The sequence below is a fragment of the Providencia sp. PROV080 genome, assembly GCF_033688105.1.
Taxonomy (GTDB): domain Bacteria; phylum Pseudomonadota; class Gammaproteobacteria; order Enterobacterales; family Enterobacteriaceae; genus Providencia; species Providencia zhejiangensis.
In genome coordinates, this window is sequence record NZ_CP096347.1 from 1 (window position 1) to 13,764 (window position 13,764).

The 13,764-nt window shown below is 51.5% G+C and carries 21 protein-coding genes; 15 read left to right on the forward strand and 6 right to left on the reverse strand.

Translation table 11 applies throughout. The annotated features are described in order from the left end of the window. The first annotated feature begins 87 nt into the window (after positions 1–87). Genes M1F03_RS18770 through M1F03_RS18780 form a run of 3 tightly spaced genes read left to right on the forward strand, consistent with a single transcriptional unit; the run spans position 88 to position 2,379 of the window. The gene (locus M1F03_RS18770) at positions 88–873 is read left to right on the forward strand and encodes a ParA family protein (RefSeq protein WP_001151304.1); all 786 of its coding nucleotides are present in this window, start codon (positions 88–90) and stop codon (positions 871–873) included. 3 nt (positions 874–876) lie between these two features. Beyond that, complete coding sequence (locus M1F03_RS18775; RefSeq protein WP_001207227.1) at positions 877–2,058, forward strand: ParB/RepB/Spo0J family partition protein; 1,182 nt, start codon at positions 877–879, stop codon at positions 2,056–2,058. 48 nt (positions 2,059–2,106) lie between these two features. Beyond that, positions 2,107–2,379: a helix-turn-helix domain-containing protein gene (locus M1F03_RS18780; protein WP_000703827.1), complete on the forward strand. Its 273-nt coding sequence runs from the start codon at positions 2,107–2,109 to the stop codon at positions 2,377–2,379. Between the two features lie 52 nt (positions 2,380–2,431). Here the strand turns inward: M1F03_RS18780 and M1F03_RS18785 are convergent, their stop codons facing one another. Continuing rightward, positions 2,432–3,067, reverse strand: a complete 636-nt coding sequence (locus tag M1F03_RS18785; RefSeq protein ID WP_000074431.1) for an N-6 DNA methylase — start codon at positions 3,065–3,067, stop codon at positions 2,432–2,434. A gap of 91 nt (positions 3,068–3,158) precedes the next feature. Next, positions 3,159–3,302, reverse strand: coding sequence for a hypothetical protein (locus M1F03_RS18790; RefSeq protein ID WP_000939033.1), 144 nt, complete (start codon positions 3,300–3,302; stop codon positions 3,159–3,161). A 318-nt stretch (positions 3,303–3,620) separates the two neighbouring features. Here M1F03_RS18790 and M1F03_RS18795 point away from each other — a divergent pair, with 318 nt between their 5' ends. The 12 genes from M1F03_RS18795 to M1F03_RS18850 all read left to right on the forward strand — a co-directional run bounded on the left by M1F03_RS18795 (position 3,621) and on the right by M1F03_RS18850 (position 9,979). Then, the gene (locus M1F03_RS18795; RefSeq protein ID WP_001125905.1) at positions 3,621–3,998 is read left to right on the forward strand and encodes a hypothetical protein; all 378 of its coding nucleotides are present in this window, start codon (positions 3,621–3,623) and stop codon (positions 3,996–3,998) included. After that, positions 3,991–4,272 carry a hypothetical protein gene (locus tag M1F03_RS18800; RefSeq protein ID WP_000044824.1) on the forward strand — a complete coding sequence of 94 codons (282 nt, stop codon included), beginning with the start codon at positions 3,991–3,993 and terminating at the stop codon, positions 4,270–4,272. Before M1F03_RS18795 ends, M1F03_RS18800 begins: the two co-directional genes overlap by 8 nt. Then, entirely contained in the window at positions 4,247–4,921 is a 675-nt protein-coding gene (locus tag M1F03_RS18805) for a thymidylate kinase (RefSeq protein WP_000344151.1), read from the forward strand. The genes M1F03_RS18800 and M1F03_RS18805 overlap by 26 nt, the downstream gene beginning before the upstream one ends. Then, positions 4,914–5,420 (forward strand): hypothetical protein, encoded by a 507-nt coding sequence (locus tag M1F03_RS18810; RefSeq protein ID WP_000566600.1) that lies wholly within the window; start codon positions 4,914–4,916, stop codon positions 5,418–5,420. Before M1F03_RS18805 ends, M1F03_RS18810 begins: the two co-directional genes overlap by 8 nt. Positions 5,421–5,425: 5 nt before the next feature. Beyond that, positions 5,426–5,737 (forward strand): hypothetical protein, encoded by a 312-nt coding sequence (locus tag M1F03_RS18815; protein WP_002210541.1) that lies wholly within the window; start codon positions 5,426–5,428, stop codon positions 5,735–5,737. Between the two features lie 8 nt (positions 5,738–5,745). Beyond that, positions 5,746–6,246, forward strand: a complete 501-nt coding sequence (locus M1F03_RS18820) for a hypothetical protein (protein WP_000647189.1) — start codon at positions 5,746–5,748, stop codon at positions 6,244–6,246. 3 nt (positions 6,247–6,249) lie between these two features. Next, on the forward strand, positions 6,250–7,677 hold the full coding sequence (locus M1F03_RS18825) for a DNA cytosine methyltransferase (protein WP_000936896.1): 1,428 nt from the start codon (positions 6,250–6,252) through the stop codon (positions 7,675–7,677). Then, complete coding sequence (locus tag M1F03_RS18830) at positions 7,677–8,333, forward strand: hypothetical protein (RefSeq protein WP_000268551.1); 657 nt, start codon at positions 7,677–7,679, stop codon at positions 8,331–8,333. The genes M1F03_RS18825 and M1F03_RS18830 overlap by 1 nt, the downstream gene beginning before the upstream one ends. Positions 8,334–8,538: 205 nt before the next feature. Beyond that, the gene (locus tag M1F03_RS18835; protein WP_000362482.1) at positions 8,539–8,757 is read left to right on the forward strand and encodes a hypothetical protein; all 219 of its coding nucleotides are present in this window, start codon (positions 8,539–8,541) and stop codon (positions 8,755–8,757) included. Positions 8,758–8,850: 93 nt separating this feature from the next. Beyond that, complete coding sequence (locus tag M1F03_RS18840; protein WP_000464631.1) at positions 8,851–9,468, forward strand: hypothetical protein; 618 nt, start codon at positions 8,851–8,853, stop codon at positions 9,466–9,468. A gap of 12 nt (positions 9,469–9,480) precedes the next feature. After that, on the forward strand, positions 9,481–9,675 hold the full coding sequence (locus M1F03_RS18845; RefSeq protein WP_213291358.1) for a hypothetical protein: 195 nt from the start codon (positions 9,481–9,483) through the stop codon (positions 9,673–9,675). A 25-nt stretch (positions 9,676–9,700) separates the two neighbouring features. Further along, on the forward strand, positions 9,701–9,979 hold the full coding sequence (locus M1F03_RS18850) for a hypothetical protein (protein WP_014386427.1): 279 nt from the start codon (positions 9,701–9,703) through the stop codon (positions 9,977–9,979). Between the two features lie 91 nt (positions 9,980–10,070). Here the strand turns inward: M1F03_RS18850 and M1F03_RS18855 are convergent, their stop codons facing one another. The 4 genes from M1F03_RS18855 to M1F03_RS18870 are packed head-to-tail and all read right to left on the reverse strand — an operon-like array spanning position 10,071 to position 13,598. Next, positions 10,071–10,559, reverse strand: a complete 489-nt coding sequence (locus tag M1F03_RS18855; RefSeq protein WP_000468105.1) for a hypothetical protein — start codon at positions 10,557–10,559, stop codon at positions 10,071–10,073. A 14-nt stretch (positions 10,560–10,573) separates the two neighbouring features. Continuing rightward, the gene (locus M1F03_RS18860) at positions 10,574–12,766 is read right to left on the reverse strand and encodes a DNA topoisomerase 3 (RefSeq protein WP_000366822.1); all 2,193 of its coding nucleotides are present in this window, start codon (positions 12,764–12,766) and stop codon (positions 10,574–10,576) included. Beyond that, positions 12,766–12,999, reverse strand: a complete 234-nt coding sequence (locus tag M1F03_RS18865) for a hypothetical protein (protein ID WP_001191892.1) — start codon at positions 12,997–12,999, stop codon at positions 12,766–12,768. The genes M1F03_RS18860 and M1F03_RS18865 overlap by 1 nt, the downstream gene beginning before the upstream one ends. Then, positions 12,981–13,598, reverse strand: coding sequence for a hypothetical protein (locus tag M1F03_RS18870; RefSeq protein WP_001249396.1), 618 nt, complete (start codon positions 13,596–13,598; stop codon positions 12,981–12,983). Before M1F03_RS18870 ends, M1F03_RS18865 begins: the two co-directional genes overlap by 19 nt. Positions 13,599–13,764 lie beyond the last annotated feature (166 nt).

The following is a 13,764-nucleotide window of genomic DNA, read 5'->3' on the forward strand; positions in this document are numbered from 1 at the left end:
TATCATTTTATGATCGCTACAATCTTTCACATGTGAAAGTTTGGGGGTGGTCTTGATCACCTGCGAGAAACCAAAATAGAGGTGGGTATGGCAAAAGTAATCAGCTTCGCCAACCAGAAAGGCGGAGTGGGTAAGAGTACCCTCTGTATCCAGCAGGCCTTTTATCTGGCGTTACAGAAGAAAAAGAAAGTGCTGGTCTTGGATATGGATGGTCAGGGGAACACGTCCTCTCGACTGGCCCCCAGACGAGAGCTTGAGGATGGTGACTACGAGCCCATCCTCACAGGAACCAAAACCGCAGAGCTGTTCGCTTACGAGCTGGACGGCATTGAGGTCATGCACTGCCCTTGCGGTGCAGACCTCATTCATACGCCGAAAAACGACCCGGATCTGTTTGAGATGGAGGCTGTGCCTCTTGACCAGGCCATGAATCCGGCTCGCCATTTGGCTGAGCTGTTTGAGAACTACGACTACGTGCTGATTGATTGTCCGCCTAGCCTCGGCAGAAAGCTGGTGGCAGCGTTGGTGATGTCTACCCATGTGGCATGTCCAGTAAAGCTCTCTGGCTTCGCTGTGGACGGCGTAGAAGGTCTCCTGAACACGATTATTGGTGTGCGCGAGGCGTACAACCAAGATTTGGAGATCCTGGGCATCGTGATCAACGACATGGACCGCTCTGTCAATCACGACAAAGCCCTCAAGTCGCTGGAGAACACAGTTCCGGATCTGTTGTTTGAGAACAAAATTATGCACCGGCCTCCGCTCGATACGGCGACGACTGATGGCATCCCTGTCTGGGAGCTTCGCTATGGACATGTCGCGGCCAAAGAAGTTGAGGCGGTGTTGGAAGAACTATTAGAGAAGGTGGGCTAAGCGATGGCATTGAACAATTTAAAAGGCCTGTCCGAACTTGCTAAAGCCGCCAAAGGCAAGAAAGGCAAAGAGGTTCTTACCGTACCTGTTGACGACGTTGTATCCAAGGTCCAGGTTCGTAAGCGCTTCCGTAACATTGAAGAGCTGGCGGCAACCTTGCTGACCGAAGGGCAGCAGTCTCCGATCATCGTGTTCCCGAAGAACGAAGAAGGCAAGTTCGTCATCCAAAAAGGGGAGCGGCGTTGGAGAGCGTGTAAACACGCTGGTATCGAGACCATTGACTTGGTGGTGAATGATAAGGTCCAGAACAACTTGGACGAGACTGCTGGTGAGCTGATCGAAAACATCCAGCGGGATGACTTGACTCCGGTAGAGATTGCCGAGGCGTTAAACCTGTTTATTGAAGAAGGTTGGAAGCAAAAGGATATTGCTGATCGGCTCGGTAAGAATATCACTTTCGTATCTACGCATCTGTCGTTGCTCAAGCTACCTGACTGTGTGCGTGAGTTATACGATAATGAAGTATGTTCTGATACAGAGACCTTGAATAACCTTCGTCTCTTGTTCGATCTGAATGAAGAAAGATGTCGCGCCGTCTGCGCGGTGGCTATGTCTGACGGGATTACTCGTAAACAAAGCCGTGAGCTGCTGAATGATGCCAAACGTATCAAAGACGAAATGGAAAAAGGCCCACTGACTGGCTCCCACCAGAATGATGAGCTTGGCGCTGGCAACACCGACGAGCAATCCCTCAACTCGGGTGGGGATGGTACGTCGGAACAAACCGGGAATGACGACCTGAACCTTGCCCAGGAGGAACTGGAAGGGGGTAAAAATTCCAATGGTCAGGACGATGATGACGAAGACCCTTTGCGTGATGAAGAGGGTGAGCACAAAGATCCTGTCAAGCAGCCAGATAACAGCGGCAAGGACAAAGATGAAGAAGGCGGTGATGCTCTTCCTCCTCTGCCGAAGGACAAGGAATGGAAGAACGTCCGGGCTGACAGTTTGATTTTTGCTGTCAACGTTAACCTGGATGGCGAGACCAAACGTGGAGTCATCATGACCGACCGTGTTGCTCTGGTTCCGTCTACTGTCTGGGTTAAAACGCTCGATGGCGAAGGCAAGGAAAAGCATGTTCATGTGCCTGTGTCAGACATTGAACTCCTGAGTGTCGAAGGCTAATAAAGGAGGCCCAGCCAGAGAGGTTGGGCCTGTCAAGAACAGGTGAATATGAAGATCTCACAGGACATGAAAAGAAAATTTGCTTTGGTGAATGCCCTGTCTAAAACGGAGAAGCCAAGTCTCCAAGACCTTCACAAGGCAACAAATATTCCTGAATCAACGATCAAGAGACAGTTGTCTGCCCTGCGTGATGAGTTCGGAATGAATATCTTGTTCGTCAGGGAGTCTACCGGCGAACGAGGTGCCACCGGCTACTACATGCTGACAGACTGGGGGATCTTAGACAGGTCTTCGTTCTTGAACCGGTACGGAAAACTGTAAGGTGCCATAGAGCAGCGCATTGAATGCAAAACCCGCCAATCGGCGGGTTTTTTTATGCTGCCACGGTAGCGGCGGTTGCTGGAGGTTTTTCGGCGTAGTAGGCGATGTTCTTGGTTCGTCTGCTAAGGGTGTCTATGCCGACGATACTCAGCGTTTTGGGAGTGGTATTGCGGGACTCGAAATAATGGAATAGCTGGATCATGCAGCACTTCACCATCAACGGATCGATGTCTTCCAGGTAGATTGAGGCTTCTCTCAATGCTTCGGGACCGTGGTTCTCGATCAGGTTTTCCATCCAGTGAATGGCGTTGATGCCAGAACCACAGCAGGGCTCATAAAAGTCTGCCGAAGACTGTGAGCCAACAATGAGTGACATCAAGCGGCCAATCTCTGGAGGAGTGGGGAAGTAATTGGTGCCCTTCTTGTGGAAGCCAGACATGCTTAGGACGTAACCCAAAACATCGCTGGTGGGGTCGCGCTTAATGGCGGCAGACAGGACGTGAGAGAGCTCGAAGGCGACCGGCTGAAGTTCTTCCGGGATCTCCTCCTTGGCTGGGTATAGGCCAGTCTGCAAGTATGCCCACTGGTCAATAAAGGCCTCAACAAACCGAGATGTGCCCATTCTGTATCGGGACTGCTCGATGAGAGATAAAGCCTTGGATGTAAGTTGCTGTGTTTCTGGTGACATAAGCGCTCCAGTTTGTTCTGACGAAACATTCAAGAGGTAGAAACGAAGAACCCCGCCGAAGCGAGGTTCTTTGCTTTCCTGCCTGATCGCCTTAATGCCGAAGCAAAGACGTCTTGATAAAGTCGGGGCAACCGGACATTTCCCGGTCGATGAAGTCCTGACGTTTCGCCAGCGGCCATTTCATGAACGCCGCGAGCGGGATGCGCTTATTCGTGTTAGTATTGCCTTGCAGCATAACAAAGCTCCTTAATTGCTTGATTGTGTTGTAAGGGCTGCAACGAAGGTCGAAGAGCGATGCGGCCCTTATTTATGATTATTACAGCATCATAAAATAATATCAAGGGACAATAAAACGATACCAAGAAACAAAACTTTCACATGTGAAAGTCTCCCCGCTGTCCACCTCGCACACTCCAAACGCCCAAATAACTTGTCTATCTGCCCAAAATGGGCGCGTAAGCGTCCGATAGAAAGTAATTGTTAGTGAGATATTGACTACACGGAATATGGCTATATCATAGAATCATAAAATGATACTGTAAAAGTGATATGTATGCCAAAGCAAGCAAATCATCTCCGTTTGAAGAAACCTTGCGCCAACTGTCCATTCCGGAAGGAGGGCGCTATCGAGCTGGTCCCTGGGCGATTAGAAGGCATCATCAACGACATCGTTGAAAACGACATGACGACGTTTCATTGCCACAAGACCGTGCATTCAAAGTCAGGTGGTGAATGGGATGAAGAGGGTAACTATGCACCTTCGGGACAAGAGTCGATGTGTGCCGGTGCTGCGGCTTACTTGATGAAAATAGGCAGGCCGACAGTGGCTATGCGAATTGCCTTTGCGTTTGGTGATGCAAAGGTGTCCGACTGGGACGAAGCTCAAGAGCTGGTTGTCGAGCCTTTGGTACAAGGGGACCGAAATGAGTAAGCGATATGCGGTAGTGCCGCATCCGAAACTGAAACGAGAGTACAAAGGTCGGCTGGTCAGAACTACTCGGGTACTAAAAAACGGCTGGGGGGTGATCCCTCTAGGGGCTGTGGCAACGGTCACGCATCAGTCTCCCAAGGGATCAGAACTGACCTTTGAACCATGCGACTGCTGCGGCCTGAAAGCCATTATCAGTCATGTAAGCATGGACTCCATTGAATTTATCGAACCGATTACTGAGGAAGAAGATGGACGAGAACAAGCTCAACATTGAAACGGTCGATGGGCACAACGAGCTGGTAGTCAGCTTTTTGTCCAGAATGGTAAGCCTGAGTGACGAGGAAAAGCAGACAGTATTGTCCTGCCTTCCGGGCACCGGCAAACAAACAATCACCCAGCTCTATGAGGCGCTGCGTTCTCAAGGGCACCAGGATCTTGCAGAGAAGGTCGAACCATACCTCCAGCAGGGGGTGTTTGGGCCGATCTTCGATAACGCCAAGTCCAAGGTGTTCGTTCGGGACGAAGCGCCTTTTTTCCTCATGGATGAAAATCCTTTGAACTGGGATGACGCTAAAGCATTCAATCGCCTACGTATGAGTACGACCTGTGTTCTTGGCCGTGGCGGCTGGACTATCGGTGAGCGCTTTGATGACCGCTTTGATACCGAGGTGGGCGGAACACAGCTTATCGTCACCCAGTCACTCAACGAAAAAGGTGAGATTGAAGGAGGACTTCCTACCTCGATGTCGCTGAATGACTTTGCTGAGTTCCCTAAACAGCCAAGGCCTCCTCAAATAGTCGATTACCAGGAAGACAAGCGATACACGCTTGAGGAAGCGGAAGCTATCCCTGAGCTCGCACCAGTGGTTCAGCGTCTGAAAGAGCGCATCGAAGAGTATGAGGAGAGAAGAGCCCATGATTGACATGACATGCCGCCTCTGTGCTGGTTCCGGTGTTTATGACTTTTCCCCTTCCAAAGAAACCTGCGGTATGTGCCAAGGGCATGGGAAATTTGCTGACGCCAAAGCAATGCTGGTGGCTGCCATCGAGCTGGCAAAGAAGCAACGCGAGCCGGTCATTGAAGTGGTAATGGGGTTGGTGCTCCAGGGTGTGGATGTTAGAGGGAAGGAGCCTGGAGAGCGGTTCAAGGCTGCTCAGGCCTTTAACGCCCCAGGGCACAACCTATTACGATACGGGTGGGATGCTTGGGAGCTCTATGCCCTCCATGAGGGTGTAAGTCCAGAACTTGCATCGCTTGGCCGAAGTGTGATGCGCGAGTGGCATAGCCATTCATGGGGCCGGTTCAGTGGAGAGGTAGGCTTTAACGCCGCCGAGATCATGATCAAACAGGCCAAAGACAACCCAGAAAAAGCAGAAGAGCGCTGGGCGTTCCTGCTTAGTGAAGAATGGATGGTGGAGTAATTGTCGTGACAGAACAAACCAATAAGAAATTGATGCTGGATGAGTCTCCAGATATGCCCCTGCAATTCAAGTGGAGAAAGTTTGGTGGTGCGATTTTTACTGCCACGCAAACAATGGAGCACGTCAAGGAAGGACGTAAGCTCGGGCCGACTCCAGCAGGGATGCTACCTCAAGAAGTGTGGCTGAACCGCCTGATCGCTATGGAAGAAACCCTGCCACGAGGGAAGTTTTTTGACAGATTCCGCCGCCGCGACAAAAACGAGCAGTATGACTTGGCCGCCGATCATCTCCGTCTTGTCGGACAGAAAAAGCGATAGGGGGATAGATGAAAGCCCAGGCATACCCACCATCAGTCATTCGTAAAGGCGCTGTGTTGTACGCAGCCCTTTATTACATCTCTGATGATGATAAAGCAAAGGTCGAGGTTACAGAGTGGATAGTTCGCTCTATTCAGAAACGACGCAACTCAACCAGCGATCAACGCTATGTCAATCTTGCCCAAAAGTTAGATGGGATTACGTGGGGGAAAAGGTCACGGAAGAATGGGGACTTTGGTTGGTTGCCATCTATACCGAGCTGGTGTTTGAAGCAGTTCCGGGAAGGTGGCGAATTGCCTTTTGGCGTTTATACGACGCGACTGGCCGCTCTCAAGTTTGCGAAAGTCAGCTTGCAGGAAGAGGTCCAATATTGCGAGGCCGAGCTGAAAAAGCCTCAGACAGAAGAGGATACTCAGGAACTCCAAGAGGAGCTGGCGGAGAACCAGAGACTTCTGAAAGCTGCTGGAGCAATGGTGAAGCGCGAGCAAAACAAGAAGAAAAGAGGTTGACCAATGTTACCGATCGTCTCCCCCTCCGTAGTAACCAAACAACTTGCGTTCAATCGAGTAGGCGATAAACGCAAGGTTAGGGTTTCGTCCAACTTTTTGGATGTTATGGGGTTCAAGCCAGGTATGGGCATCGCCGTTGAGCCAGGGGAGGGGATGGGCGGTTTTTCGGTGATCCCAGCGACCGATGAACTACAGACACACCAGGTTTATCAGCGCCGGTATCAACCAAAGAGTCGCTCCAACAACCCGCTGGAAACCGTTATTGAGTTTTCTGGACAAGGGCTCATAGATAAGTGCTTCCCTCGCTATACAGAGCGTTTCCACGTCGAAATGCGAAAAGGCCGAGTAGTCTTCACTCCTGTCGCAAACAGAGCCTTTGCCATTGCGGATCGGTTCAGAAAAACCAGCCCTTTCCGTGCCTTTGTGGCATTGACTGGCGGGGTAGACATTCATGTTATGGAAGCGCTTGGCTGGAAGGCTGAGATTGTTTTGGAGCATCGTCCAGTTGAAGCCAGAGACAGAGCATCCGGGCGGAACCTGAGTGAAGTACATGCGCTCAATACGCTGGTGAACAGCTCCCCGCGTATCCTGCTGAATGAAGACATTCATCACCTGGAGCTGGATCGCCTTGGAGCCTTGCTGGCGGAGTGCCCACCAATTGGTTTGGCCCATTACTCGTTGGGGTGTGATGACCACTCAAACGCCAAAAGTCCAAGGGACAAAGAGCGTTCTCTTGAGGATCTCTCCACCATGCTCGACATGGTTTACCCGGCACTAAAACAGATCGAGGTCGTGAACCCTGCCGTCGTGCTGGTGGAAAACGTCCCGAACTTCAAAGCATCCGGAGCCGGGGCGATGATGGGAACGACACTGCGGCGGATGGGGTACTTCCTCACTGAGATGGTCTTGAACGGTCTGGATTTCGGCGCTTACCAGGGGCGAGAACGCTATTACATGGTGGCGTCGGTCTTCCCTGGGTTCGTTCCACCGAAACCTGAGCAGAGAGCTGGTGGACGATTGTGGCCGGTGATCGAGAAGCACCTCGGGGATTGTGCTGACGTCACAGTGTTGAAGTCAATTCAGGCCAGAGAGTCAACTTCTCGCAGGATGCCTGCGTTCTTGACGAGAGAAAGCACCAGTTGCCCGACCATCCTCAAGTCTCAGGATCGTGGGGTAAAGGATGCAGTGTACATCCAAGACGGTGGCCGCATTTACAAGCCATCGGTCGATCTGGTTCAGGAGTTGATGTCGATACCTGATAGCTTTGATGTTTCGTGGATGGCAAAAGAACAAGCGACAGAAACGCTTGGGCAGAGTGTGGATTACAGATTGCATTCAGCGGTCATGGCCGCAGTTCGGGATCACCTGAATGTGAATTGCGGTCGCCATACCGTGGTGCAGCACGGTATCAGAAGTAAGGAAGGTAGATAATGGCAGTCATTTACTACGGCGAGGGAACCCATGACGCCGGTTTCGTCGGGTTCCGTGTCGCACGAACAGTTGGGGTGGCGGATGATTACCGGCAGGAATACTTCTCCTTGAGAGAGTATTCCTACGCAACAGCTCACCGGCTGGCCTACAGCTTGGACCGAAAGTGGGAAGCTGAGGCAGAAGAGGTGAAGCGTCAGAATAAGACTTGTAAGCGGCGACGCAACTCCGGGCCAAACATCATTGCTGAGGGGCTGAGGGCTTATATCAGCATTGAGAACCGGAGCCGGATGGGGGTGAAGAGAACCTACTTCGCGCCTTGTTTTCTCGTCACAAAGCCAGGCTACGGCAATGGGGATATTGCTTTCAGGATTTCCACTCATGGCTACGCAGAAGCCTACGAAAAGGCGGTGGAAAAATATTGTGAGATCCATGATTTGACGGATGAGCAGTATGTTGAGTTGCTTGACCGTATGCCGAGTACAGAGGTGTTCACTGGATACCTGCTGAATGCTCTTTTAATGCGCGGCCATCGCGCTACAAAAGCTGAAATACTGAGTAAGCTGGGGGCTGAGAAGAATGAAGAGGACATTGCCAATGGCAAAGGGAAAAGCGGCCAGAACAGAGTGCGTTGCCCAGAGTATCGGTGGGCGCAATAACAGCGCCACCAGCTTTTGGGACCGTATTTTAACAGTTGAGGAGACGGCCACACTCATTGGCGTCAGGATCTCTGAGCTCAAAGACGCGGTGCGCTATCAGAAACTCCTGAAAGGGAAGGCAGCTCCAGAAGTACATTCGGTATCAGGAACTGGGAAACTGTTTTTTGATGGGCGATCCATTAAATCGTTCATAGAGGACTAACCGGTGGATCTGGATCAAAAGCAAGAACCGTGGATCAGCGTCAACGACAAGATGCCGGTCGTCGGTGTGCCTGTTCATTGCCAGCTTAAAGGATGTTGGTCGGGCAAAATTGTTGAGTACGACTTGATCCATGTTCAGGAAGATGATTGTTCGTGGCGAACGGCGGACGACAACTCGGAAGTCAGCTATGACTTCGATGTCATCACCTGGAGACCTATTTAGGTTTGGGAGTCTTGCATTATCCGGCGGTTATTGCCGTGAAAATACGGATGTTCAAACCATGTTTTATAGCAACACCTCCTTGGGGGCGGAATTATGTTTTTTGATAACAAAGTAGAATCTCACTCGCTCGTAATGGGAGCCAGCGGGAAGGGTAAATCGGTCTTGTCCGAACAAGTGCGGAAAAATGCGAGGCTGCGCGGTGATCTGCTGGTGGATACTGAAATGTACCGTGAAGGTCGAGGGTTGAAACCATACGAGCATGAGTACGCTCGTCGCTTAGTTCTGGGGCTAAGTGGACCGTTGCCGCGTGAACTGCGTGGGAAGCCGGTGACGGTTATCTCTGATGTGTCCAGGCCAAAAAAGGTAAAGCGTCAGCCAAAGCAATTTGTTAAGACCGTGAATGGCGTAACCCTTGAACGCCAATTGGTGGCCGATGCAAGAGATCAGTTGGAAATGCAAACAGGCGTCTGGCTCAAACAACCACAGCTCATCGAGCTGATGGAAGAGTCGGGCATAGACGAAACTCTGGCCGATTTTGGTGAGGCTGAAACACAGATCCGAGAAATGCTGGCGGATGCGTTGGCGATGAAACTGGTAGGACGCTCATGGCCCAAGTGTGGAGCCCTCTATAACGCGGCAGAAAAGTCCGACGTTAACTTCTCCTCCGAGCTTGATGCTGCGGCCAAAAAAGCTGGATACATGGTTCGCTAAATGGGATTTGGTGTGGACAAGATAGATCGGCAAAGTTGGCTCGTTAAATTCAGGCGAGCGAAGTGTCAGGACACTTTAGACACGATGAGGGATGCGGCCATTCGCAACTATGAAGGGAATATTCGTGTTATCGCGGATATTGTATTGGCCCATGAGGCGAGAGAGACAGAAATTGAAAAAGGGATGTTTTGTCGAATAGTTAGATAGTCTGATGGGCTATCAGGTGGTGATTATGAAAAAGAGAATACTTCATCTGCCCGTAAAAAAGATTTACTTCGATCAGATCAAATCTGGAGAAAAACCAGATGAATATCGCCTCGTTACAGACTACTGGATAAAAAGACTAGAGGGGCGCGAGTATGATGAAGTCCATGTTAAGTGTGGCTACCCAAAGGCTGGAGATATGTCCAGGATAGAGATTCGCCCTTGGCGTGGCTTCTCAAGGAGTGTTATAACGCACCCGCACTTTGGAGATTGTCCGGTTGAAGTATTCGCTATCCATGTGAATTGAATGGTGTATGACAACTGTGCTTGGTAGGAAAATCAGGTATCAAAAGAAATTGGGTTATTAAAAATTAGGGGCCATCGGCCCCTTAATTGTTTTAGTCTGTGAACATTGAACAATCGAGGTGGGATAGTGCTTGTTCGTAGCTGTCTTTGTTGTTCGTCTTACGTAGTTCCACCAGCTCAACAATCACTGGACTTAAAGCCAGAGATTGAGGCTCCCAGACGCGCTTGCATTTGACCGCCATGTTGGCATTTACGTCTGTAACAACGTAGAGAAACTCAGGCGCTTCTTTCAATGTCCCCAGGCCCTTTGCCATATCCACAGCCTCAGAGTTCTTATAGCTTCGAGTAAAGCTCAGCTCGTCTTGGGGAATGTAGCTGGCAGTCGCCGCAGCCAAACCTGACACCATGCCTTTACCTGCGCTTTTTGCAATGGCCGAGCTGGTAGCTAAAGTTGGCATTACGGCCTGCCCCATTTGGCTGGCGGATGCCGCCGCCAAGCCTGAGGCGATGTTCTTCCCTGCATCTTCGGCAGTGGCTGAGCTGGTGGTGAGCATCGCAGTTAAAATGATTGTTCCAAACATACTTAATTCCTCTATCAATCCATAAAGTCCGACTTTTTGAAGGGCATAGTGCCTTTGCAATCGGGATAGGCGGTGCAGCCCCAGAACTTAGAAGCTCGCTTCTTGCCGGGCGCTTTTCCTTTCCTGAGACGCATCGGGCTACCGCAATCTGGGCAGTCTGGACAATCCTCAGCCGCGATACGCTTCTCGGGTTTCCCTCGGTTGTCTGGGAACGTCTTCTTGCAAGCCTCGTTCTGGCAGCCCCAGAAAAATCCGTTCTTCCCTTTGATCCGGTGCATCTCTCCACCGCAGTTGAAGCATTCGTGTGAAGGCGGCTTAGCGCCCTCGAAGGCTTTAGCCATCGCGCCACCTTCTTTGGTCAGAACCGGTGCGGGCACTTTGAGCTGCTCAACCATTTGGCAGATCCAGGTGGAAATCTGCTTCATGAAGACAGACATATTCCCGGAGCCGGAGGCGACTTTCTCAAGCTCCTGCTCCCAAGCCGCAGTCATGCCGGGTGATTTGATGGCTGGTGGAAGCACTGCGATAAGCGCATGAGCCTTATCAGTTGCAAGCAGTACCTTTTTCTGACGTTTGAAGTAGCCTTTATCAACAGCGCCCTGGATGATGCTTGCGCGTGTTGCTGGAGTGCCTAAACCGGCTGTGTCTTTGAGAATTTGCTTGAACTTCTCCTCAGTCACGAACCGGGCAATGTTCTCCATCGCGGCAAGCAATGTGGCTTCGGTGAAGTGCGGTGCTGGCCGCGTCATTTTGTTTGCCAGCTCGGCACCATTAAGCAAAGCGGGTTCGCCCTGGCTAACCCTGGGGAGCTTCTCTTGTTCAACCGGCGCGTCGGTGTCTTCCCCCTCGTCCTTGGGACTGCTTTCACTATCAGAAGCAAACAAAACCTTCCAGCCTTGTTTGGCAGGTGTCTTACCAGAGGCCGCAAAGAGGTGACGCCCACACTGCACCTCGATGGAGGTTTTGGTGAACTCGAACTCGCTGTAGAACTGCGCGATGTAGAAACGACGGATGGCGTCGTAAAGATTGAACTCGATCTCAGACATGGCACTGATGTCTGTTCTGGCCGGTGTTGGAATGATCGCGTGGTGCGCGGTCACTTTGGCGTCATTGAATACCCTGGCCTTGCGATGAGGATCTGCGCCAGCCACCAGCCCAGAGACGTTCTGATCGGACAAAATGAGCGCCTGGAGAATGTCCGGAATGTCTTCCTTTTGGCTCTCGGGTAGATAACGACTATCAGTACGAGGGTAGGTGGTCGCTTTGTGCGTCTCGTACAGAGCTTGAGCTGCATCCAGTACCTGCTGAGCGGTGTATCCCCATCGTTTGCTTGCGTATTGTTGCAGCGACGTTAGATCGAAGGGGAGGGGGGCTGACTCTTTACCTGGTTTGGTTTCTGCTTTGCTGATAACAGCATTGGCACCATTGACCTGGGAGGCTACCTGCTCGGCATAGGCCTTATTGACGCACCGGCCTTGCTCGTCACTGCACTCTTCTGGTGGTATCCATTGGGCGGCAAACTGTCCATTCTGTACGGACACGTTCACACCCAGAGTCCAGTATGGTGAGGGGGTGAAACCGGCGATCTCTCGGTCCCGTTGACAAACAAGAGCGACGGTTGGGGTGATAACCCTGCCAACGTGAAGAGTGTGGTTGAAGCCGACATCTCGGGCCAGCACTGTGTAGAGGCGGCTCACGTTCATGCCTACCAACCAGTCAGCGCGTTGCCGTGCCAATGCGGCGTAGTAGAGTGAGACCGTATCCTTGCCATCCTTTACGTTGTTCAGCGCTTTCTTGATGCTTGACTCATCGAGAGCCGTCAAACAAACCCGGCGAATAGGGCCAGAGTAGCGGAATCGATCCAGAAGCGAACGGGCGATAGCCTCACCTTCTCGGTCGTAGTCCGTTGAGATGTAGATGGTGCTCGCCTTTTTGACCAGTCCCTCAACAATTTTGTACTGTTTGAACGCACTCTTGCGAACGTTGTACCGCCATGACTCTGGTGCAATAGGGAGGGTCTCCAGTGACCATGACTTGTAGCGTTCGTCATAATCGTCTGGCATATACAATTCCAGCAGGTGGCCGAACGCCCACGTAATAACGCGGTTTCCTCCATCATGGAGAAATCCATCACCTCGTTGGGAGGCCTTCATTACGCCAGCCAAATCTTTGGCCTGAGAAGGCTTCTCGCAGATATAAAGGTCCATTAAGCAGCTCCTCTCATCTTTGATTCCAGATTCGCCAGCTCAGCCCAGCTTTGGGCCAGACCTTTGACTTCGGGGTAGTCTCTGGAGAGGTTTTCGAGGACTCCAGAAATGACATAGGCCGCTTCGCGGGAATTACCCCTCGAACCGGCCTCCTGGAGCATGATTGATAAAGCGTCGAAGAGCTCAGCCTTACGGCTTGGCTCTGTCTGGTTTCTTATTTCAGAGCTTTGCATGGGTTCACCACTGAATAGGGACGCACGGACTCGCGCACAATGCGGCGATCTGCGTCAGTTACAGCCTGGCTGGTGCAAAAGTGCGTCCAGGCATTCAGATAATCTTGATAGGTGTGGGTAGGTGGTATGCAGCCGGTTACAACATCCTTGGGGATGTTTGTAGTCCCCTCGGCTTCCACAAAGCGCCAATCGTGCTCGTCCATACCTTTGCCGCCATCGCAATAGCGTTCCCAGCGTGACAACTCGTACAGCGAGTAGCCTTTGCCTTTATTCATGGACTTGAAGGTATTGATGGCTTCGTTCACATCCCCGTGCTGCTTGATCCCTGCTGGAGTTTTATCTGAACCAGCGGAGTCATCTTTGACCTTGTTCATCGTTGCGCTGACATTACCGTCGCCCAGCACATGGATATAACCAGGTTGACGTAATGCAGCACCACCGCGCCCCATGTTGTCCCATGCCATCGACAGTTCCCGGCTAACTCGGGCAGGTTTGTCATTTTCGGCAGGGGCAGTCTGGGGCTGAGGCTTTTGCTCGGGGGCGTTAGAGGCACACCCGGCCAGAATTGCCACTCCCAGAATTGCTATCAGTTGTCTCATCGTGTCGTTCCTCATCAAAAATTGTCGATGAGCCCATTCTAAAAGGGGGGGGATGGAAAGCTGGTTTCTCAAACTGCCCAAATTGGACAGATAGGCGTGTGTGCGATCTAAAGGTGTTTTGAGAGCATGTAGCGACGAGAAATACGATAGGAATATGGTCAACCTA